The organism is Kibdelosporangium phytohabitans (genome assembly GCF_001302585.1).
Taxonomy (GTDB): Bacteria; Actinomycetota; Actinomycetes; order Mycobacteriales; family Pseudonocardiaceae; genus Kibdelosporangium; species Kibdelosporangium phytohabitans.
In genome coordinates this window covers 1,455,133-1,474,726 of the sequence record NZ_CP012752.1, presented here as the reverse complement: position 1 = coordinate 1,474,726, position 19,594 = coordinate 1,455,133, and the positions used below count along the sequence as shown (strand labels likewise).

At 67.7% G+C, this 19,594-nt stretch carries 20 protein-coding genes; 5 read left to right on the top strand and 15 right to left on the bottom strand.

The features are described 5' to 3' along the window. The first annotated feature begins 136 nt into the window (after positions 1 to 136). Positions 137 to 862, top strand: a complete 726-nt coding sequence (locus tag AOZ06_RS06650; RefSeq protein ID WP_054288618.1) for a GNAT family N-acetyltransferase — start codon at positions 137 to 139, stop codon at positions 860 to 862. Here AOZ06_RS06650 and AOZ06_RS06645 read toward each other — a convergent pair. The 11 genes from AOZ06_RS06645 to typA form a co-directional block, all read right to left on the bottom strand. Continuing rightward, positions 844 to 1,659, bottom strand: a complete 816-nt coding sequence (locus tag AOZ06_RS06645; RefSeq protein ID WP_054288617.1) for a hypothetical protein — start codon at positions 1,657 to 1,659, stop codon at positions 844 to 846. The genes AOZ06_RS06650 and AOZ06_RS06645 overlap by 19 nt on opposite strands. Positions 1,660 to 1,878: 219 nt before the next feature. Beyond that, on the bottom strand, positions 1,879 to 2,286 hold the full coding sequence (locus AOZ06_RS06640) for a hypothetical protein (protein WP_054288616.1): 408 nt from the start codon (positions 2,284 to 2,286) through the stop codon (positions 1,879 to 1,881). Next, positions 2,283 to 3,128, bottom strand: coding sequence for an N-acetyl-1-D-myo-inositol-2-amino-2-deoxy-alpha-D-glucopyranoside deacetylase (gene mshB, locus AOZ06_RS06635; RefSeq protein WP_179950810.1), 846 nt, complete (start codon positions 3,126 to 3,128; stop codon positions 2,283 to 2,285). Before mshB ends, AOZ06_RS06640 begins: the two co-directional genes overlap by 4 nt. Before the next feature lie 28 nt (positions 3,129 to 3,156). Continuing rightward, complete coding sequence (locus tag AOZ06_RS06630; protein ID WP_054288614.1) at positions 3,157 to 4,191, bottom strand: ABC transporter ATP-binding protein; 1,035 nt, start codon at positions 4,189 to 4,191, stop codon at positions 3,157 to 3,159. Positions 4,192 to 4,341: 150 nt separating this feature from the next. Beyond that, positions 4,342 to 5,529 carry an ABC transporter ATP-binding protein gene (locus AOZ06_RS06625; protein ID WP_083471542.1) on the bottom strand — a complete coding sequence of 396 codons (1,188 nt, stop codon included), beginning with the start codon at positions 5,527 to 5,529 and terminating at the stop codon, positions 4,342 to 4,344. Then, entirely contained in the window at positions 5,526 to 6,467 is a 942-nt protein-coding gene (locus AOZ06_RS06620) for an ABC transporter permease (protein ID WP_054288613.1), read from the bottom strand. Before AOZ06_RS06620 ends, AOZ06_RS06625 begins: the two co-directional genes overlap by 4 nt. Next, entirely contained in the window at positions 6,460 to 7,458 is a 999-nt protein-coding gene (locus AOZ06_RS06615; protein ID WP_054288612.1) for an ABC transporter permease, read from the bottom strand. The genes AOZ06_RS06620 and AOZ06_RS06615 overlap by 8 nt, the downstream gene beginning before the upstream one ends. 145 nt (positions 7,459 to 7,603) lie before the next feature. Beyond that, positions 7,604 to 9,424 (bottom strand): ABC transporter family substrate-binding protein, encoded by a 1,821-nt coding sequence (locus tag AOZ06_RS06610; protein WP_054288611.1) that lies wholly within the window; start codon positions 9,422 to 9,424, stop codon positions 7,604 to 7,606. A gap of 243 nt (positions 9,425 to 9,667) precedes the next feature. Next, positions 9,668 to 11,311, bottom strand: coding sequence for an ABC transporter family substrate-binding protein (locus AOZ06_RS06605; RefSeq protein WP_063809979.1), 1,644 nt, complete (start codon positions 11,309 to 11,311; stop codon positions 9,668 to 9,670). Positions 11,312 to 11,475: 164 nt separating this feature from the next. Beyond that, entirely contained in the window at positions 11,476 to 11,994 is a 519-nt protein-coding gene (locus AOZ06_RS06600) for a hypothetical protein (RefSeq protein ID WP_157232874.1), read from the bottom strand. An 81-nt stretch (positions 11,995 to 12,075) separates the two neighbouring features. Then, on the bottom strand, positions 12,076 to 13,974 hold the full coding sequence (typA, locus tag AOZ06_RS06595; RefSeq protein ID WP_054288608.1) for a translational GTPase TypA: 1,899 nt from the start codon (positions 13,972 to 13,974) through the stop codon (positions 12,076 to 12,078). 166 nt (positions 13,975 to 14,140) lie between these two features. Here typA and AOZ06_RS55945 point away from each other — a divergent pair, with 166 nt between their 5' ends. Then, the gene (locus AOZ06_RS55945; protein ID WP_157232873.1) at positions 14,141 to 14,308 is read left to right on the top strand and encodes a hypothetical protein; all 168 of its coding nucleotides are present in this window, start codon (positions 14,141 to 14,143) and stop codon (positions 14,306 to 14,308) included. Here AOZ06_RS55945 and AOZ06_RS06590 read toward each other — a convergent pair. Together AOZ06_RS06590 and AOZ06_RS06585 are read right to left on the bottom strand one after the other, a co-directional pair. Continuing rightward, positions 14,305 to 15,018, bottom strand: coding sequence for a transglutaminase domain-containing protein (locus AOZ06_RS06590; RefSeq protein WP_054288607.1), 714 nt, complete (start codon positions 15,016 to 15,018; stop codon positions 14,305 to 14,307). The genes AOZ06_RS55945 and AOZ06_RS06590 overlap by 4 nt on opposite strands. A gap of 142 nt (positions 15,019 to 15,160) precedes the next feature. Next, positions 15,161 to 15,460, bottom strand: a complete 300-nt coding sequence (locus tag AOZ06_RS06585) for a YciI family protein (RefSeq protein ID WP_054288606.1) — start codon at positions 15,458 to 15,460, stop codon at positions 15,161 to 15,163. 231 nt (positions 15,461 to 15,691) lie between these two features. On the opposite strand from AOZ06_RS06585, the gene trpS reads away from it, so the two are divergent. Next, a complete protein-coding gene (trpS, locus tag AOZ06_RS06580; RefSeq protein ID WP_054288605.1) occupies positions 15,692 to 16,657 on the top strand; it encodes a tryptophan--tRNA ligase in 966 nt (321 codons plus the stop codon). Between the two features lie 71 nt (positions 16,658 to 16,728). Here the strand turns inward: trpS and AOZ06_RS06575 are convergent, their stop codons facing one another. Together AOZ06_RS06575 and AOZ06_RS06570 are read right to left on the bottom strand one after the other, a co-directional pair. Further along, a complete protein-coding gene (locus AOZ06_RS06575) occupies positions 16,729 to 17,109 on the bottom strand; it encodes a (deoxy)nucleoside triphosphate pyrophosphohydrolase (RefSeq protein ID WP_236952423.1) in 381 nt (126 codons plus the stop codon). Between the two features lie 329 nt (positions 17,110 to 17,438). Then, the gene (locus tag AOZ06_RS06570; RefSeq protein WP_236952109.1) at positions 17,439 to 18,023 is read right to left on the bottom strand and encodes a TetR/AcrR family transcriptional regulator; all 585 of its coding nucleotides are present in this window, start codon (positions 18,021 to 18,023) and stop codon (positions 17,439 to 17,441) included. Between the two features lie 135 nt (positions 18,024 to 18,158). Here AOZ06_RS06570 and AOZ06_RS06565 point away from each other — a divergent pair, with 135 nt between their 5' ends. After that, positions 18,159 to 19,331 carry a cytochrome P450 gene (locus tag AOZ06_RS06565; RefSeq protein ID WP_054288604.1) on the top strand — a complete coding sequence of 391 codons (1,173 nt, stop codon included), beginning with the start codon at positions 18,159 to 18,161 and terminating at the stop codon, positions 19,329 to 19,331. Positions 19,332 to 19,396: 65 nt separating this feature from the next. Continuing rightward, on the top strand, positions 19,397 to 19,588 hold the full coding sequence (locus AOZ06_RS06560; protein WP_054288603.1) for a ferredoxin: 192 nt from the start codon (positions 19,397 to 19,399) through the stop codon (positions 19,586 to 19,588). Positions 19,589 to 19,594: the final 6 nt, after the last annotated feature.

Genomic DNA, 19,594 nt, shown 5'->3' with positions numbered 1-19,594 from the left:
AAACCTGGTACACGCGCGTTCGGGAAGACGCGTTATTCGCAAGTATCCCCCGTCCATGCCCCCGACGACTAACCGGTGTCAGAGGGTGACAAGGATCTCAGCAAGGGAGAAGCACCCCACGCCGCAGAATCCCGGCATGGACACCGTCACCCGCCTCGAGCACGACTGCGCGCAGGCCTGGCCCGCACTGGTGGACGAGCCGCTCGGCCAGTGGCGGATGCGGGCGGCCGGCGGTTTCACCGGACGCGCGAACAGCACCTTGACCTGCGGGGACCCCGGTGTGGACGTGAGGATGGCGCTGCGCAGGGCGGCGGGCTTCGCCGAGCGCAACGGCATCAGGCCGACCTTGCACGTGGTGATCGGCACAGCGCTGGACTCGGCGATCACCCGATTGGGGTGGACGGTCAATCTGGACCATCCGGGAGGCGCGGAGTCACTCGTGATGACCGGTCCGCTCGCTCCTGGCGAGCACGAGGGCGCCCACGTCGACGACACTCCGTCAACTCCGTGGTGGGAACTCACGGCTGGGTCCGGCCGCCCGACTCCCGCCCAACGGCACGTGCTGTCCTCGGCCGCGGGCGTTGGCTACGGCGTGCTCGAACGTCACGGTCAGGTGGTCGCGGCTGTGCGTGGCGCGATAGTGGGCGACTTGCTGCACGTTGCGCGCTTGGCTGTGCGACCGGAGTACCGGCGTCAGGGACTGGCGGTCGGATTGTTGAAGACGCTCTACTCGTGGGCGCACGCCAAGGGCGCCACGCGGCAGGCGCTGCAGGTCGCTGAGCACAACGTCGCCGCGATCCGCCTGTACGAGGGGGTCGGGTGCACCGAACACCACCGCTACCGCTACTGGATCCCCTGCTGAGTGAGCCACTTGCTGCCGCGTTTGGCTGCTCGTTTCAACGCTGAGCGCTCACCGAGGTAGTCACCGGCCATGCCGACGACGGGCAGCATACCCACCGCCTTGTGGTAGAAGCGGCCCTGCGGGCGTTTCTCCAGCTCACCGGTGATCGAGAAGAGGATCCTGGCCTGCCGCCACAGCCACTTGAACCCGGCTTTGACGCCGAACCTCTTGCCCTTCACCGGTTCCTCGACCTCTTCGACCGGGGCGTCGTCGCCGTCGGTCAGCTTGGCGACCATCTCCTCGTCGGCCGCCGCGTCGCCCTTGCCCCGCGCGGTCTCCATGTCGATGTCCCGGTCGAACAGCACCGAGCCCAGCAACCGCACCTTCACGCCGATGTCGTCCACACCGCGTTCGGACGCGATGGCGCACAACAACAAGCCCTGGCTCGCCGAGCCGAGCATGTCCTGCAGCGGCAGCCGGTCGCCCCAGACACCGGCGAGTCCGGTCACCGAGGCGAGCAAGGACGTGAACCGCCCGACGCGGCTGATCCACCAGTCCACGCGCTCGTCGATCGGCAGCTGGCTCCAGCCCTTCATGCCCGGCCGTTTGATGCTCGCGACGACGGACTTCACCTTGTCCACGATGGACCGGTCGACGTCCGGGTCCGCTGGGCCGATGCTCGATCCCGCGAGCAGGTCCTCGGGATCCACTTCGACCGGTTCGCCGTCGTCCCGCAACCGCACCAGCATCGGGTCGCACCTGCGCACGAACACGCGCAGGATTACGGCCACGTGCTGGTCGGTGATCGCCTCTGCCACAGCTCAGCAGCGTAGTTCCATGCCTTCGGCGGCCGCACCGATATCACCCGAATACGCGATCCCGGTCAACTCGCGCGGTACGTGCCAGGCAGGTCGAAGATGGCGAACGCGTCCGTCAGCGGCTCGACCACGCTGCGCCCGCGCACCACACCTGGCTTGCAGTACAAGGAATCCGCGGCGCGTCGGCGTGATACCGGGCTCTCAGCAACGCAAGGCCGCCTAGACCTGGCGGGACAGTTTCTTGGCGGACGCCTGTCCGAGCAGACTGCCCAACGCCACCGCGCCCGACAACGCGCCACAACCGAGCAACAGCAACGCCCGCCAGTCCCCCACCAGCACGATGTCACCACCGGGACCGGGGAAGGCCGAGACGAGCACGCACAGCAGCCAGACCCACAGCGGCGAACCGGCCACCAGCACACGGGGTGAGACCCCGCCGGCCCGCTTGACCAGCCACGGCATCGTCACCGCGGCGACCACGGCCGAGATCGGGAACTCGATCCCGTCGCCGACCATCGGCAGGATCGCGCCGTCGAACCGCAACGGCAGGTACAGCAACTCGGTGACCGCGAGGGCGAAGCTGAGCACCAGGATGCCGAGCAGCCTGATCACCTTGTCCGGGTTCATCCGAGTCCTCCGAACAGGTCCGATTCGGCGTCGTCCGGCCGTCCGCTGGCCAGGATGTAGTACTCGTGGCCGACGATCGGCTGCGCGATGTCGTTCGACAACGCGTAGCAGGAGGAACCTGAGTCGTCCTGCCAGACCGTGACCTGCGTCTGGTGTGCGCGCAGGGCGCGCAGCTTCGCGTCGAGGTGGTCGGCGATCGGCACGACCGTGGTGATCTCGTCGTCCGGCGTGACCGGCAGTTCGCCCGGCGCGGGCAGGCGGTGCGGCAGGTCGGCGACCGCGGCCAGTTCGGCCACGCCCTCGTTCGTGGCCCGCTCGGACGTCACGACGTGGAAGACCCGGCGCACATCGGCCTGCGCGCACGCCACTGTGGTGACTTCGTGCGCACGGATGTGGTCGGGGTGTCCGTAACCGCCGTCCGGTCCGTAGGTGACGACGACGTCCGGCTTGACCTCGCGCAGGATCGCCAGCAGCTGTTCGGCCTGCTCGGTGAAGTCGCCGTTGATGAACGCGCGCGGGTGCTCGTTGGACGGCACACCGACCATCCCGGAGTCCCGCCAGCGGCCGATCCCGCCGAGGTAGCGGTGGTCGACGACGCCGAGCGCCGCGCAGGCAGCCCGCAGCTCACCGTTGCGGTAGCCGCCGAGCTGGTCGGACTCGGCCGCGGCGAGCAGGGCGAGACCATCGGGGATGATCTCGCCCTCCTCACCCAGCGTGCAGGTCACGAGGGTGACATGGGCACCGTTGGCCGCGTACTTCGCGATGGTCCCGCCCGTCCAGAGACTCTCGTCGTCGGGATGGGCGTGGACCAGCAACAGCCTCGGCGGAGCAGTCAGCATCACGACACAAGCCTATGGAACGCCACTGGGCTCAGAGCACCTGGCGTTCCTCAGCGAAGTGGCACGCGGAAGCCAGCCCACCCGAACCGTGCGGAACCAGCGGCGGCTCCTCCTGCGAGCAGATGTCCTGCGCCTTCCAGCAACGCGTCCGGAACCGGCAACCCGACGGCGGGTTGACCGGGCTCGGCACGTCACCGGTGAGCACGATCCGCTGCCGTTCCCGCTCCTGGCGCGGGTCGGGCACCGGGACCGCGGACAGCAGCGCCTGCGTGTACGGGTGGGTCGGCCGGTGGTAGATGTCCTCCCTCGGCCCGACCTCGACGATCTTGCCCAGGTACATCACGGCCACGCGGTGCGAGATGTGCCGCACCACGGACAGGTCGTGTGCCACGAACAAGTACGCGAGGTTGAAGCGCTCCTGCAGCTCCTCCAGCAGGTTGACCACACCGGCCTGCACCGAGACGTCCAATGCGGACACCGGCTCGTCCAGTACGACCAACCGCGGGTTGAGCGCCAGCGCACGGGCGATGCCGATGCGCTGCCGCTGGCCACCGGAGAACTCGTGGCCGTAGCGGTTGCGGTGCTCCGGGTTGAGGCCGACGAGCTCGAGCAGCTCGTCCACCCGGTGCTGGCGCTCGGTGGCCGATCCCTGGAAGCCGTGGATGTTGAACGGCTCCGACACGATGTCGTTGATCTGCCAGCGCGGGTTCAGCGACGCGTACGGGTCCTGGAACACGATCTGCATGTCCCTGCGGACCGCACGCATGTCGCGCGTGCCCAATGTGGTCAGTTCCTTGCCGTCGAACTTCACCGAGCCCGACGTCGGCTTGTGCAGCTGCAGCACCGCACGGCCGGTCGTGGACTTGCCGCAGCCGGACTCGCCGACGAGACCGAGGGTTTCGCCCTCCGCCAGCGAGAAGCTCACGCCGGACACGGCGTGCACCTGGCCGACCGTGCGCGGGATGATGCCACCGCCGCGCACCGGGAACGTCTTGACCAGGTTGTCGACCTCGAGCAAGGGCGCTGTACCGGTGTCCTTCGTCTTCTCCAGAGCCTGTGCGCTCATGCGTGCTCCCCGCTGTGCTCGAGTCCGTCGCATGAGAACGGCCCTGTGTTGAATGATTCACTCGCAGGCTCGCTCATGCGTGCTCCCCGCTGTGCTCGAGTCCGTCGCATGAGAACGGCCCTGTGTTGAATGATTCACTCGCAGGCTCGCTCATGACTCCTCCGCCCGCTGCTCGTCCAGCCGCTTCTCCACGGCAGCCAGATCCTCGACCTGCACCAGATCCGGTACCTCCGCCACGAGCGCGGCCGGGTTCTCCACGACACCGATCTCCTCGGTGGCGAAGAGCTTGCGCGGGTCGTCGATGCCTGCGAGGTGTTCCCACCGGATGCAACGCGCCTTGTGGGCGTCGTTGCCCGTCTGCACGAGCGGCGGCTCGCCGGAGTGGCATTCCTCGGTGACGATCGGGCAGCGCGGTGAGAACACGCACCCGCTCGGCAGGTTCATCAGCGACGGCGGCGCGCCCTTGATCGGGGTGAGCCGCCTGCCCAGCAGTGCCGGGTTGGGGATGGAACCGAGCAGGCCGACGGTGTACGGCATCCGCGGCGACTCGAAGACGTCGTGCACGCCCCCGGTCTCCACGATCGTGCCGCCGTACATCACCTGCACGCGGTCGACCATGCCCGCCACGACACCGAGGTCGTGGGTGATCATGATGATCGCGGCGTTGGTCTCGTCCCGGATGCTGAGCAGCGTCTCCAGGATCTGCGCCTGCACGGTCACGTCGAGCGCCGTGGTCGGCTCGTCGGCGATGATCAGCTCGGGGTCGTTGATGATCGACATGCCGATCACCGCGCGCTGGCGCATACCGCCGGAGAACTCGTGCGGGTACTGCTTGGCCCGCCGGTCCGGCTGCGGGATGCCCACCAGTGCGAGGGTTTCCACCGCCTTGGACCACGCCGCCGCCTTGGAGACGTTGTGGTGCGCCCGGTAGGCCTCGGCCAGCTGGTAGCCGACCGTGAAAACCGGGTTGAGCGAAGTCATCGGATCCTGGAAGATCATGGCGATCTTGTTGCCGCGGTAACCCCGCATCTGCTTGTACGTCAGGCCGACGAGTTCCTCACCCTGGAACTTGATCGAGCCGGTCACCTTGGCGGTCTTGGGAAGCAGCCCCATCACCGCCATGGACGACACCGACTTGCCGGAGCCCGACTCGCCGACGATGCCGAGAACTTCCCGCTGTCCCAAGGAGAACGAGACGTTGCGCACCGCGTGCACGGCGCCGTCCTCGGTGTTGAAGTCCACCGAGAGGTCGGCGACCTCGAGCAGGCCACCGGTTGCCCGGTCCTCCGGCCTGCTGCCCTTGAGCGCGGTGTCGCCGAAGTCTGAGAAGTCACTCATGCCCGCACCCTCTTCTGCCGTGGGTCGAACGCGTCGCGCAGTCCGTCACCGATGAAGTTGACCGACAGCGAGATCAGCACGATGAAGGCGAACGGGAAGTAGAACAGCCAAGGATGCACCAGCAACTCGTTCTGGTTCTCACTGATCAGCAGGCCGAGCGACGTGTCGGGGTACTTCACGCCGAGCCCGACGAACGACAGCGCCGACTCCAGCAGCACCGCCTGCGCGACGCAGATCGTGGCGTTGACGATCACCACGTCCATCGTGTTCGGCAGGATGTGCTTGAAGATCACCCGTCCGGGGCCGCCGCCGAGTGCCTTCGCGGCCTCGACGAACTCCTTCTCGCGCAACGACAGGACCATGCCGCGCACGGTCCGCGCGACGATCATCCAGTTGGTCAGGCCGAGGATGATGGCCACCTGCAGCCAGTTGCTGGACCCGCCGCCCTTGGCGATCTCCTCGGTGGAGAACGTGCTGCGCGACAGCACGGCCGCGATCAGGAACGTCGGGATGATCAGCACGAGGTCGGTCAGCCGCGAGACGGCGCTGTCGACCCAGCTGCGGTAGTAGCCCGCGAGCGCGCCCAGCACGACGCCGACCGCGGTGTTGATGACCGCGGCGACGACCGCGATCTGCATGGAGAACCCGGTTCCGGACAGCACCTTGGCGAACAGGTCGTCGCCGATCTGGCCGGTGCCGAACGGGTGGTCGGCGCTCGGGGACTTGTAGCGGCCGAGGTTGAGGTCGGACGCCGCGAACTTCCACAGCATCGGCCCGAAGATGGAGATCAGGACCAGCAGCGCGAAGATGACCAGCCCGGCGATGGCCGCCTTGTGGCGGAAGAAGCGGCGGGTGATGATCTGCCACTGCTTGCGCGGCTTGGCGATGTCGATCCCCGCCGTGGCCGCCGCTTGTGTGGTGGTGGTGGTGTCAGCCAAGGCGAATCCTCGGGTCGAGGCGTGCGTAGAGGATGTCGGCGATCAGGTTGGACACGACGACGGCGATCGCCGTCACCATCACCACACCGAGCACCATGTACGGCTCTTTCTCGTAGATGCTGCGGATCAGCAACTTGCCCATACCCGACCAGTTGAACACCGACTCGGTGATCACCGCGCCGCCGATGAGCTGGCCGAAGTTGACCGCGAACACCGTGACGACCGGGATCAGGCCGTTGCGGAAGGCGTGCCGGAAGACCACCCGTCCCTGCGAGAGGCCCTTGGCCTGCGCCGTGCGCACGTAGTCCTGGCCGAGCACGTCGAGCATGGACGCCCGCTGGAACCGGCTGTACAGCGCGAACTGGATCGCCAGCAACGCGATGGTCGGCAGCAGGAACGTGCCGATGTACTGGGTGACCTGGGTTCCGAAACTGCCGGAGAACCCGCCGGGCGGCGGCCCGGCCGTGGTGATCCATCTGTCCATGCCGATGGACTCGAGGAAGTTGTTGAACGGGATCGCGGCGCTCTTGAGCATCAGGCCGATGCAGAACACCGGCATCGAGAACAGGACGAACGCCATACTCGTCGCCGAGTAGTCGAAGATCGAGTACTGGCGGACGGCACCGATCACCCCCACCGCCATGCCGATCAGCAGCGCCAGGATCTCGGCGCCGATGACCAGGCGGAACGTGGTCCACAGACCGTGCAGTACCTCGTCTTGGACGTCCTTGGAACCTGTACCGGGAATGACGGACGTTCCCCAGTCACCCTGGACGAACCCGCCAACCCAGTTCGCGTACCGCTCGATGAACGGGTCGTTGTACCCCGTGCGATCGTAGGCGGCCGAGATCTCGTCCGGCGTACGCGGTTTCTGGAGCTTCCACTCCTCGAGCGGGTCACCCATGCCCTGCACGAGCGCGAACACCAGAAACGAGCCGACGAGCAGCAGCGGGATCGTGATCAGGATCCGCCGCACGATATATCGGAACACTTCGCTTACTCCTAGGGCCCGGCTCCCAGCGGTAGCAGGGTAGCCATGAACTTGAACACGAGCAGGGCCGGTGTGCGAGACCGTCGTTCGGCACGGCCTTTCACACCGGCCCCATCAAGCCCGGTTCAGCATTTAAAGGCTGTCACTACCGCTTGGTCCAGGCCCAAAGGTTCCAAGTCTGCCCACCCTGGAAGTTCAGGTAGGAGATGTCGCCGACCTTGCCGTCGGGACCCGTCACACCAATGGACGAGTCGGACGCGGTGAAGTCCGGCAGCTGGAACAGCGGGATGGAGTGCAGGTCGGCTGCCATCAGCTTGTCGACCTCGTTGAGCTGCTTGGTGCGAGCCGCGAAGTCGAGGTTGCTGTTGGCCTCCGCCCAGATGCGGTCGACCTCCGGGTTGGAGTACAGGTTGTAGTTGGCGTTGCCGCCCTTTTCCTTGGTCTGGTAGTTCTGGAACGCGCTGGACTTGGTCAGGCCACCGACCCAGGCGAACAGCGCCGCGTCGAAGGCGCTCGCGGGCAGGTCGTCGGCGTTGAACTGGTCCTTCTGGCCGGAGTTGATCTGGATGCCGGCTTCCTTGCACTTCTGGGCGACGAGCTGCCAGGTCTTGTGGCGGCGGTCGACCGTCTTGTAGCCGAGGGTGAACTCCGCGCGGGTGCCGCCCTTGGCGTAGATGCCGTCGGCGCCGAGCTTCCAGCCCTTGTCCTCGAGCAGCTTCTTGGCGTCCGCGACCTTGCCCTCACCGATACCCTGGTAGTGGTCCTCGTACCCGGCCTCGTTCGGCATGAAGACGAAGTTGCCGAGCGGCTTGGCGTTCGGGTCGATGTCCTTGACCAGGTTGTCGACGATCGCGTTGCGGTCGATGCAGGTCGCGACGGCCTTGCGGATCTCGGGGTTGTCCTTGAACAGCGGACGCGACATGTTGAAGTCGATGTGCTCGTAGGTCTGGCCGCCCTGGGCGAAGACCTTGACCGACGGGATGTTCTTGAGCTGGATGGCCGTCGGGCCGTCAGCCTGCACGTCGATCGACTGGACTTCCTTGTTCTGCAGCTGCTGCGACGCCGACTGCGCGTTGGTGTTCGTGCGCACGATCACCTTGGCCGGGCCTGCCTTGGGGCCCCAGTACTTGTCGTTGCGCACCAGCACGAGCTCGTCGCGCAGGTCGGTGCTCTCGATCATGAACGGACCGCCGGACGGGCCGATTTCCTTCTTGTAGCCCAGCCAGCCCTCGGTGTAGAACTTCACGACCTTGTCGGCCAGCAGTTCGGGGCTGGTGCGGGTCAGCTTGGTGATGTCGGCGACGCCGGTCTGCTTCTCCAGGATGTGCGCCGGGAGCAGGCTGTCGTTGTTGGTGTACGAGAACAGGCCGCGGTAGTCAGCGACCGGCTTGTCGAAGCTGACCGTCGCGGTCTTGAAGTCCTCGGAGCACTTGACTTCCTTGATGTCCTCGTAGCCGGCGGTCGACGAGTCGAACTTCTTGCCGGTGTCCTTGCCGCGGACGAGGAACTGCAGGTAGATGTCCTTGCAGCCGATCGGGGCGCCGTCGTTCCAGACGGCAGCCTTCTGGAACTTGTACTCCACGACCTGCGGGCTGGTCGAGGTGACCTTGATCGACTCCATCAGGTCGCCGTCGATCTGCTGGAGGAACTGGCCGTTCTCGAAGACGCCGATGTACGGCGACGGCAGCGTGGCCACCGTCATGAGCAGGTTCGCCGCGTTGTTCGTCGCACCGATCAGGTTGTTGAAGTCCTGGAAGTTCTCCTCGGTCACCGTGGTGATGGTGCCCAGATCCGGAACCTGGGGGCGCTTGTAGACCTTGTCCTCGCCGCCGATCTCGCCAGGCTTCTGGTTCTGCTGGTTGGCCCCGCCACCGCTGGAGCTGTCCGACCCGGTGCCACAGGCCCCGAGTACCAAGCTCGCCGCGGCGAACAGCGCAATCGCGGAGACTGCCTTTGATCTCCTCATTGACACGTGCCCTCCTAGCACAGGGTCATCTCCACAAGCCGATCTGTCGCTTGAAGAGCACCCATGACTCTAAGTCGCGCCCAACTGCCGTGAGCCGCGCACTGCCGAGGAACGCTAGGAAGTCAAAAGGTCGCGGGTCACCAATGCAGGTCCGATCGTGACCAAAGGGTGACACGTCGATAGCAGTCGGCAACCCGTCCGTTACCCGCTGGCACTATTTCGAAACCGGACAACCACGGAGAGCTAATTCTGCTTGCGCTGCCATCGGACGGCGGACGCGAAGGGGGCGTTCAGCGGCGCGGTCAGGTCCCCGGTTGTCAATTCCGCGCGGGCGGCAACCGAATCGGCCAACTGGAACAGCGGAACGGCCACCGCTTGGCGCCATAGCCTGGGTTCGACTATCCCGATAGCTTCGGCCAATGACTTCGAGCCGTTGAGGGCGGCGTCGATGGTCGGCTGCAGGCTCTCGTCGCAGAATCCGACGACGTTGCCGGGCAGGACGGTTTTCGCGTCGGTGGTGTTCGGCGTGCAGCCGTACACCGAGGCCAGCACGGCTGCCGGGTTGTCACCGACCGGCCGCGGGCCGATCAGGATGTTCGGGCCGGCGTCGGTCCCGCCGGAACGCATCAGCTGGTCGGCCACGGGGGTGACGAGCTTGACCTGGACGCCTGCCGCGACGAGCTGCCGCTGGACCTCCTTGGCGACCGCCAGGTAGGGCTCGCGGTCGGCCGGCGCACCCAGCGTGACGCTCAGCGGGCGTCCTTCTCGTACCCAGATGCCCGATATGGGCGAGTAGCCGGCTTGGGTGAGCAGAACCTGCGCCGCGGCCGGATCATGCGGCAGCGGGCCAGTGGGGGCGTATCCCGGCTGTGACGGCGCGAGGATCAGCGCGTCCGCCCGGATGCTCGGGCCGCCGCCGGTGCCGACCTTGATGACCTCGTCCCGGTCGAGCAGGTTCACCAGCGCGGTCCGCACCCGCTCGTCGGCGAGGTCCTGGCCGGACGGTTTGAGGAACATGCCGACGACGGTCGGCCGCGGCGCCGACTTCACCGCGACCTTGTCGCCGAGGGACTGGAGCATGGCGACGCCACCCGCGTCCGACCTCGCCACGACCAGCTGGTCGTGGCCGGTGCGCAGGGCGTCGGTCAGACCTGCCGGGTCGGCACGCCGGAGCGTCACCCGATCGGCCACCGCTGGTTGCTCCCAGTAGCGCTCGTTGCGCTCGAGCACGATCTCGCCGCGCGGGATGTCCAGCTGCTTGATCGAGAACGGCCCCGCGGTGGCGGGGAAGCTGGTCTTGAGCACCTGTTCCCAGCCGCCGGGGGCGTCCTTGAGCAGGTGGGCGGGCAGAAGTGACGAGAACAGCGACCGCCAGCCCGGGTACGGGGTGGCGAAGGTGACCTGGACGACCTTGCCGCTGTCCTCGGACTTGATGTCGGTGATCAGCCGGTAGCCGGCGGAGTCGACGCCGCCGGGCTCGTCGCGCATCTGCGCGCGCAGGTACAGGAAGTCCTCGGCGGCGATCGGCGCGCCGTCCGACCAGGCGGCATCGCCCCTGATCCGGTACGTGACGGTGTACGGCTCGGTTTTCGTGACGTCCGCCGAGACCATGAGGGTGCGGTCCAGCTGCGGGCTGCCGTCCGGCGCCGTGCGGAACGCGCTCGGCAGCAGCAAGGTGGACAGCGCGGTGGTGATCGTCGACTGGTCGGCCAGCGCGTGCGGGTTGTAACCGCCAGTGATGCTGTCGACACCGACGACGATCTCACCCGGCTTGGCCGCGGCGGCCGACGGTTTCGGCGCGACCGTGCCCACGACCGGTGGCGGAGGCGTGTTCGAGCAGGAGGAAAGCACCGCCAGTGCAGCGACAACCGCGACGGCCATTCGCATGGCTCGACACCCCCTTGAGGCTGAGGATGCCATTGTCCAAGAACCCACGCACCCGAGTTTTCCAGCCCGGGGCCACTCGTGTGGTGCGAACACCGCATTTCACAGCATGACGGAAAACACCAGGTCCCGATATGAACCTTTGCGGGCAGATCCATTGAGGACGATCACTTGTAGCTCGGCAGCGGGTGACCGCAGACGGTCTCGGCGGCTTTCCGCGCGGTTTTCGCCCGCGCCTCAGCCGGGCCGAAGTCGACAACGAGACCGCGTTTCGGCCGCCGGGTGGCGATGTGATCACCGATCTCCGCAGTGGCGGCGGCCCAGTCGGCCAGCGCCGTCCGCAGCGCGGCTTCGGCCTGCTTTCCGAACAGGCCGAGGCGTACGGCGAAATCCTTGTAGATCCCCGCGAAGGCGGTCCGCAGCTGAGCGTCGTCGTCCTTGTAGCGGCCGATCGCCGCGCCCTGGCTGAGGAGGTGGGTGTACATAGCGCTGTCCACGAGCTTGCAAACGGCTGCCGTCCGGTCGACGGCAACCGTCGATGTCACAGCAGGCGTTGTCACAGCAGGCGTGGTCACCGGCGCGCTGGAACCGGTGGACGTCACCGCCGGCTGCGTCGCCTGGTTCGCGGCTTGCCCCGAGCAACCGGCGAGTACGAGCACCAGGCTGACGGCCAACGGCGTGGTCATCCTGTTGATCAAGGCCCCTCGCTTCCACCTGACGACCGTGCCGGCCGACGGTAGGGCGAGGGGCGCGGGACCCTTCCCGGCTCAGCCCTGCGTCTTGGCGCGCGAGCGGGCGCGGGCGCGCTGGGTGGAGTCCAGGATCAGCTTGCGCACGCGGATGATGCTCGGCGCGACCTCGACGCACTCGTCGCTGGCGCAGAACTCCAGCGCCTCCTCCAGGCCCAGCTTGCGGGGCCGGGCGAGGCGCTCGAGCTCGTCACCGGTGGACGAACGCATGTTGGTGAGCTTCTTCTCCCTGGCCACGTTCACGTCGAGGTCCTCGGCGCGCGGGTTCTCGCCGACGACCATGCCCTCGTAGGAGTCCTGGCCGGGCTCGACGAAGAACGTGCCGCGGTCGGCCAGCTGGATCATCGCGTACGCGGTGATCGGGCCGGTCCGGTCGGCGACCAGCGAGCCGCTGTGGCGGGTGCGCAGCTCGCCCACCCACGGGAAGTAGCCCTCGAACACGTGGTTGGCGATGCCGGTACCGCGGGTCTCGGTCAGGAACTCGGTGCGGAAGCCGATCAGGCCGCGGGCCGGGATCACGTACTCGACGCGGATCCGGCCGGTGCCGTGCCCACCCATGTGCTCCAGCTTGCCCTTGCGGGCGGCGGCGAGCTGCGTGATCGAGCCGAGGTGCTCCTCCGGCGCGTCGATGGTCAGCCGCTCGAACGGCTCGCACAGCTTGCCGTCGACGGTCCGGGTGACCACCTGCGGCTTGCCGACGGTCAGCTCGAAACCCTCCCGGCGCATGGTCTCGACCAGGATGGCCAGCGCCAGCTCGCCACGGCCCTGGACCTCCCACGTGTCCGGGCGCTCGGTCGGCAGGACCTTGATGCTCACGTTGCCGACGAGCTCGGCATCGAGGCGGGCCTTGAGCACGCGGGCGGTCAGCTTGGTACCGCCGTTGCGGCCGGCCAGCGGCGAGGTGTTCACACCGATGGTCATCGCGATCGCGGGCTCGTCGACCGTGATCCGGGCCAGCGGGACGGGGTTGTCCACGTCGGCGAGGGTGTCGCCGATGGTGATGTCCGGGATGCCGGAGATGGCCACGAGGTCACCGGCTTCGGCCTGCTCACCGGGCACGCGGTCGAGCGCCTCGGTGATCAGCAGCTCGGCGATGCGGACGTTGGCGACCGTGCCGTCCGCGCGGCACCACGCCACGGTCTGGCCCTTGCGCAGCTTGCCGGCGTGGATGCGGCAGAGCGCGATCCGGCCGAGGAAGCTGGAGGCGTCCAGGTTGGTCACGAGCGCCTGCAGCGGCGCGTCCGGGTCGCCGGTCGGCGACGGGATGTGCTTGAGCAGCACGTCGAACAGCGGGTCGAGGTTCTCGCTGTCGGGCAGGCCGCCGTCTTCCGGCTGGGCCAGCGAGGCCCGGCCCGCGCGGGCCGAGGCGTAGACGACCGGCAGGTCCAGCACGGCGTCGAGGTCTTCCAGCTCCAGGTCGCCCGCGAGGTCGAGCAGCAGGTCGTGGCTCTCGCTGACGACCTCCGCGATCCGGGCGTCCGGGCGGTCGACCTTGTTCACGACGAGCACGACGGGCAGCCCGGCGGCCAGCGCCTTGCGCAGCACGAACCGGGTCTGCGGCAGCGGGCCCTCGCTGGCGTCGACCAGCAGCAGCACGCCGTCGACCATGGACAGGCCGCGCTCGACCTCGCCACCGAAGTCGGCGTGGCCGGGGGTGTCGACCACGTTGATGGTCACCGCGCCGTCCGGGGTCTGCCTGCGGACCGCCGTGTTCTTGGCGAGGATCGTGATGCCCTTCTCCCGCTCGAGTTCGCCGGAGTCCATCACTCGGTCGACCATCTCGGCGCGCTCCGCGAACGCGCCGGACTGGCGCAGCATGGCGTCGACGAGAGTGGTCTTGCCGTGGTCGACGTGCGCCACGATCGCGACGTTGCGCAGGTCCGTCCTGGTCCTGCTGGCAGTGGCTGATGCGGGCACGCGAGAGCTCCTGTACCTCGGTAACGGGAATGGCCCCGCGCTCCTGTGCGGACGAGGCCCATCCAAAAGGTTACCCTGACCATCGGTGTGACCAGCCGCACAGGGAGGATCAAGGAAGGACAACCTAGCCTTACTTCGACTCGAAACCCGAGGTTGGAGCACGCGCGTGGGCAAGAAGAAGATCAAAGCCAAGTACGTGGGCAAGACGCCCGCGGAAACCGTGCGCAACCTGATGAAGGCGGGCAAGGTCAAGAAGAAGTGCTGCAAGTCCAAGGACCGCTGCGGCAAGTGCCCGGTACTGGCGTTGCGCAAGGCCAAGGCCGCCGCCGCCTAGCAGCGTGGCGACCACCGGCCCAGCACCGGATCCGCCATCAGCCGCGACGGCGCGCACAGGGTTTGCCCGTGGGTCGCGAAGAGTTCATCTCGCGACGAGAACCTGCCCAGATCGGCCAGGATCCGCGCGGAGAGATCACATGACGTTCCCGTCACACCGTCCCAGTCGACGGCCGTGCGCGAGAGGGCGTCGAAAAGCGTTTCCCCGTCGGCGTTGGTGAACGCACCGCACGTGCCGCGCGACGCGAGGTCCCCGAACAGCTCGGCGACACCGAGCCAGCCGCCGTCCACACGGAACTCCGGCCACGCCAGCACGACCTCGGACGGCACCAGCGAACGCAACCGCCGGAAGCGCGGGTACCAGAAGCGACCGTCGACCACGAGGCCACGAACCCGCGTGGGAATGCCGGACGCGCGAGCGACGGCTTCCAGCACCGCAAGGCGCTGACTGCACGAGCCACGGCCGCGGCGCAGGGTGCGTGACACCGGTTGCGCGTCTTCGACCGCGTAGACGGGACGCACGGCCGAGGCGATGAGCCGGTGGGCGGATCGGAGGAGATCGACTGGTTCGCCCGAGGGGACACGGGAAGCGAACCCGGCGACGAGCGGGTGGTCCCAGTCCACCACTCGCGTGGGAGCGACAGAGCCGGCGGCGGCCGACGGGCCGGGCACGCGGCTGTGCCACCACGGCGTCACCAACAGACAGGTCATGCCTCAATTATGCACAGCGTTGGTAAAAAGATATTCAAATGCGCATTTCACAGGACCGGCCCGGACCGGCATGGCGGTCGATCCGGGCAGTTCGGTTCACACCGAATAGCAGTACCGTCGTCACGGTGCCGACAATTTCCGGCTAACTGGCGAGAGCCTCGTTCACCCTGGCGAGTTCTGGTGCGGTGCGCGTGGCCTCGAACTCGACGACCTCGTGCCGCACCATGCGCGCCATGTCCAGCGGATCGCTGGCCAGCAGGGCTTCCAGCTTCGCGCGGGGCATCGGCCGCGTGATGATCACCCTGCCGATCCGCGTCGGCTGCCTGCCGGAGCACAGGAAGTGCCCGGCGTCATAGTGCTTGCTGAGCCATTCCATATGATCGGGCAGTAGATAGTCGATCTCTTCTATCGGCGCTTTGTAGGCCAGCATCACGATGTACATGCCATTTACGGTACGCCCGGCATAGCACCAGAGGAATCGTGACAGCGCGGCATATACGCGTTCTTTATGCGCCTCCTGCTACCCTCGGCCCGTGCACAGCAACACCGGGATGTGGTGGGCCGCGACAGGCGGCCATCCAGCTGTGCGCTGACAAGCCACAGGCCGCCCACCGGGCGGCCTTTTTCGTGTCCCCCGGCGGCGGCCACACCGTTGCGAGAGGGAGACACCACGATGACCAGACTGTCCGGCGCCACCCCGTCCGGCCGTGCCCAGCTGGGCAACTACCTGGGGGCGATCCGCCAGTGGGCGCGTGAGGGCACCGACGACGACCTGTACTTCGTCAGCGACATGCACGCGATGACGACGGCGTACAACCCGCAGCGGCTCAGAGCCCTCAGCCGGGAGATGCTCGCGGTGCTGCTCGGCTCGGGCATCAAACCGGAGCGGGTGTTCGTCCAGTCGGACATCGCCAGCCAGCTGACCGCGTTGACGTGGGTGCTGGAGTGCACGTGCACGTTCGGCGAGGTGGCCAGGATGATCCAGTTCAAGGAGAAGTCCGCCGGCGCCAAGACCGTGCGCCTCGGCCTGCTGACGTACCCGGTGCTGATGGCCGCCGACATCCTGCTGCCCGGTGCGGACGAGGTCCCGGTCGGCGAGGACCAGGCACAGCACGTGGAACTGGCCCGAGCGCTCGCCCGCAGGTTCAACAGCACCTACGGCGAGGCGTTCGTCGTGCCGAAGGCGGTCACGCCGAAGGTGGCTGCCCGCATCCGCGACCTGGCCGCGCCCGAGCGCAAGATGGCCAAGTCGGCACGCGACGAGGCCGGGGTGGTGTTCGTGCTGGACGCCCCGGACATGATCCGCCGCAAGTTCCGCCGGGCGGTGACCGACGGCTTCGAACGCGTCGAGTACCGCCCGGACGAACAACCCGGTGTGGCGAACATGCTGGAGATCCTCAGCGCGTGCACGGGACAGCCACCACAGGACGTGGCTGACGGCATCGACTCGTACCGGGTGCTGAAGGAAACGACAGCCGACGCCGTGATCGAGGAACTGCGAGCCGTCCGCAACCGCACGGAGGACCTGCTCGCCGACCCGGCCGAACTCGACCGGATCAGGGCGACAGGCGCCGAACGCGCCGCGGAACGCGGCCACCACAGGCTGGCGGCCGTGACCCGGCTGGCCGGGATCGGTTGAAGGGCGAGTGGACTGTGCCGGGCGACCGACCCGGTTGCCCGGCACGGTCCACGCGGTCGGCGGACGCGCTGTCAGGCACGACCGCTCATGTGGTCGCGGAACACCGGCAGCAGGATCCGGTCCGCGGGCAGCCATTCGACGTCGTCGAGCTCGTCCTGGCTCAGCCACCGCACCGCCTTGTGCTCGACCGCGACCGGATCGGCGTCGGTCGTGGCCTGGTAGATCCGCAGCAGTTTCCCGCCGGGCAGCACGATGTCGGGCCCGACGGCGGCACCCGGCGAAACCTCGATGCCCAGCTCCTCCCGGCATTCCCGCGCCACCGCGGCCCGGTCGCTCTCCCCCGGCTCGACGCGGCCACCGGGCAACTCCCACATCCCGGCGACGTCAGCGGGAAAAGCGCGCTGCTGAGCCAGAATCCGGCCGTCACGCAGGATCGCCGTCCCGACGATCACCGCGGCGCCAGCCAGTTCCTCCGCACGCGCCCCGATCTGCGACGCAAGCGATTCCAGCAGCGACAGCGCCGGTTGACGCACGGCGACGCCGTCCACGAAAGCGTTGGGCGACAACCAGGACAGCTCACACGTCAGCGACGTCCCCGTCTCATCCGGCGCACACGTGGACGTCAACCGCGCGCCCCCGAACTGGTTGCCCGGCATGACCGCGGCGATCTGGCCGGTGGAAACGGAAACGACATGCGCCCGGCCCGCGACCAGTTCGATCGCCGCTCCGGCCACGGTCCGCGCGGGCGCGTCCACCGCCACGGTGGTGCGCAACGCGGGCATCAGGGCCGCACCAGCGGCAGGAACACGTCGTCGACGATCGCCTCGATCGCCTCATCCGTCACGGCCGGTCCGCCGCCGTGTTGCAGGACCTCGATCCGGATCAGGTCGAGTGGCAACGTGCGCAGCCGGTCAGGCAGGTGCGCCCGGACCTCGCCGCGTGTCTCCGCGCGCTCCAGGATCGCCGCCATCCGCGTCGGTTTCACCAGCACGAACCGTTCGCGGATCTTGCCCCTCAGCTCCTCTCCGGCGTCGGCCAGCACACCGAAGAACAGGTGCAGCGTCTCGGGTTTGGCCTGGTCGGCAATGCGCCGCAGCAAGCCGATCACGTCGGTGCGCAGGCTTCCGGTGTCCGGCGCCTCGACGTCCCGCGCCGCGAAGCGCGTGTACGCGTCGACGATCAGGTCGGCGCGGCCGGTCCAGCGCCGGTAGAGCGCCGCTTTGCTGGTGCGCGCGCGGATCGCGATCCGCTCCATGCTCACGGCGGTGTAGCCGACCTCGGTCAGTTCCTCGACCGCCGCCTGCATGATCGCGTCCTCGAGCGCCTCGCCGCGTCGGCGTGGCCCCTTCCGATGATCGACCTGCACAGGCAGAGCATAGGCCAAGTTACCTCAATATGGTCGATGACCTGCTGATTCATCGGCAACCAAGCATTGCGGCATTCAATTCAACGAGCGTAGAATTCTATCCTGCCAGTGGTGGCGAGCGATGAAGGGGAAGGAATGATCACTTACCCGCAGCAACGCACGTGCCCTTATCACCCATCCCCAGGTTACGGCGAACTGCGCGACGGAACACCGTTGCGCAAGGTCCAACTGGTCAACGGCCAGGAGGCCTGGGTCGTCTCCGGCCACGAACAGGCCCGCGCACTGCTCGCCGACCCACGGGTGTCCGCCGACCGCACCAACACGGGTTTCCCGATGATCGTGCCTGCCGGGGTCGCGGCTATCCAGACCGCGCCGAACCGGCCGTTCCTCGTACGCGACGACCCCGAGCACAACCGCTTCCGGCGCATGCTGATCTCCGAGTTCACCGTGCGGCGGCTCAGGCAACTCCGGCCGGAGATCGACCGGATCGTGCACGACAGGATCGACGCCATGCTCGCCGCCGGGCCGCCCGCCGACCTGGTGACCGCGTTCTCGCTGCCGGTGCCGTCACTGGTGATCTGCCGGATGCTCGGCGTTCCCTACGCCGACCACGAGTTCTTCGAGAAGGCCACGTCGGGCATCCTGCGCGGCAGGACACCGCAGGAGTCGACGAAGGCAGGGGCGGACCTGCTCGAATACCTGACGGCACTGGCCGCGGACCCGCCGCCGGGACTGATCGCCCGGCTCAAGCGCGAGCGGGTCGGCACAGGCCAGATGTCGCTGGACGAACTGGCGTTCACGGCACTGCTGCTGCTCGGCGCGGGCCACGAGACCACGGCCTCGATGATCACGCTGTCGGTCATCGCCCTGCTCGAACACCCCGAACAGCTCGCCGCGTTCCGGACCGGCCACGACGCCGTGCCCGCGTCGGTCGAGGAGTTGTTGCGGTACCTGACGATCGTCGAGTCGATCCTGCGCGTCGCGGTCGGCGACATCGAGATCGCGGGCGAGGTCATCAAGGCCGGTGAGGGCATCGTGATCGCCACCGGCGTGGTCAACCGCGCCGAGGACGCGTTCGACGAACCCGACCGGTTCGACCTCGGCAGGTCCGCCGTACACCACGTCGCGTTCGGCTACGGCGTGCACCAGTGCCTCGGGCAGAACCTCGCACGCACGGAACTCCAGGTGGCACTGCCCGCGTTGTTCGATCGCGTCCCCGGCCTGCGTCTGGCAGCGCCGGTCGGCGAGCTGGAACTGCGCCCGATCATGACGATCCAGGGGGTCAACGCGCTGCCCGTGACGTGGTGACCGCGTTTCCTGACATTGTCCTGACAAAGGCGTCGGCTGGGCATCAGTAGTGGTAGGAGTGGGATATGCACGTTGAAGGTGATCGTGATGTGTGCGTCGGCGCGGGCATGTGCGTGCTGACCGCACCGGATGTGTTCGACCAGGACGACGACGGCATCGTGAAGGTGCTGCACGAGCAGCCGGACGCGGGCGAGGAGGACGTGGTCCGGCAGGCCGCGACGCTGTGCCCGTCGGGCGCCGTCAAGCTCCTGTCGTAGAGACCC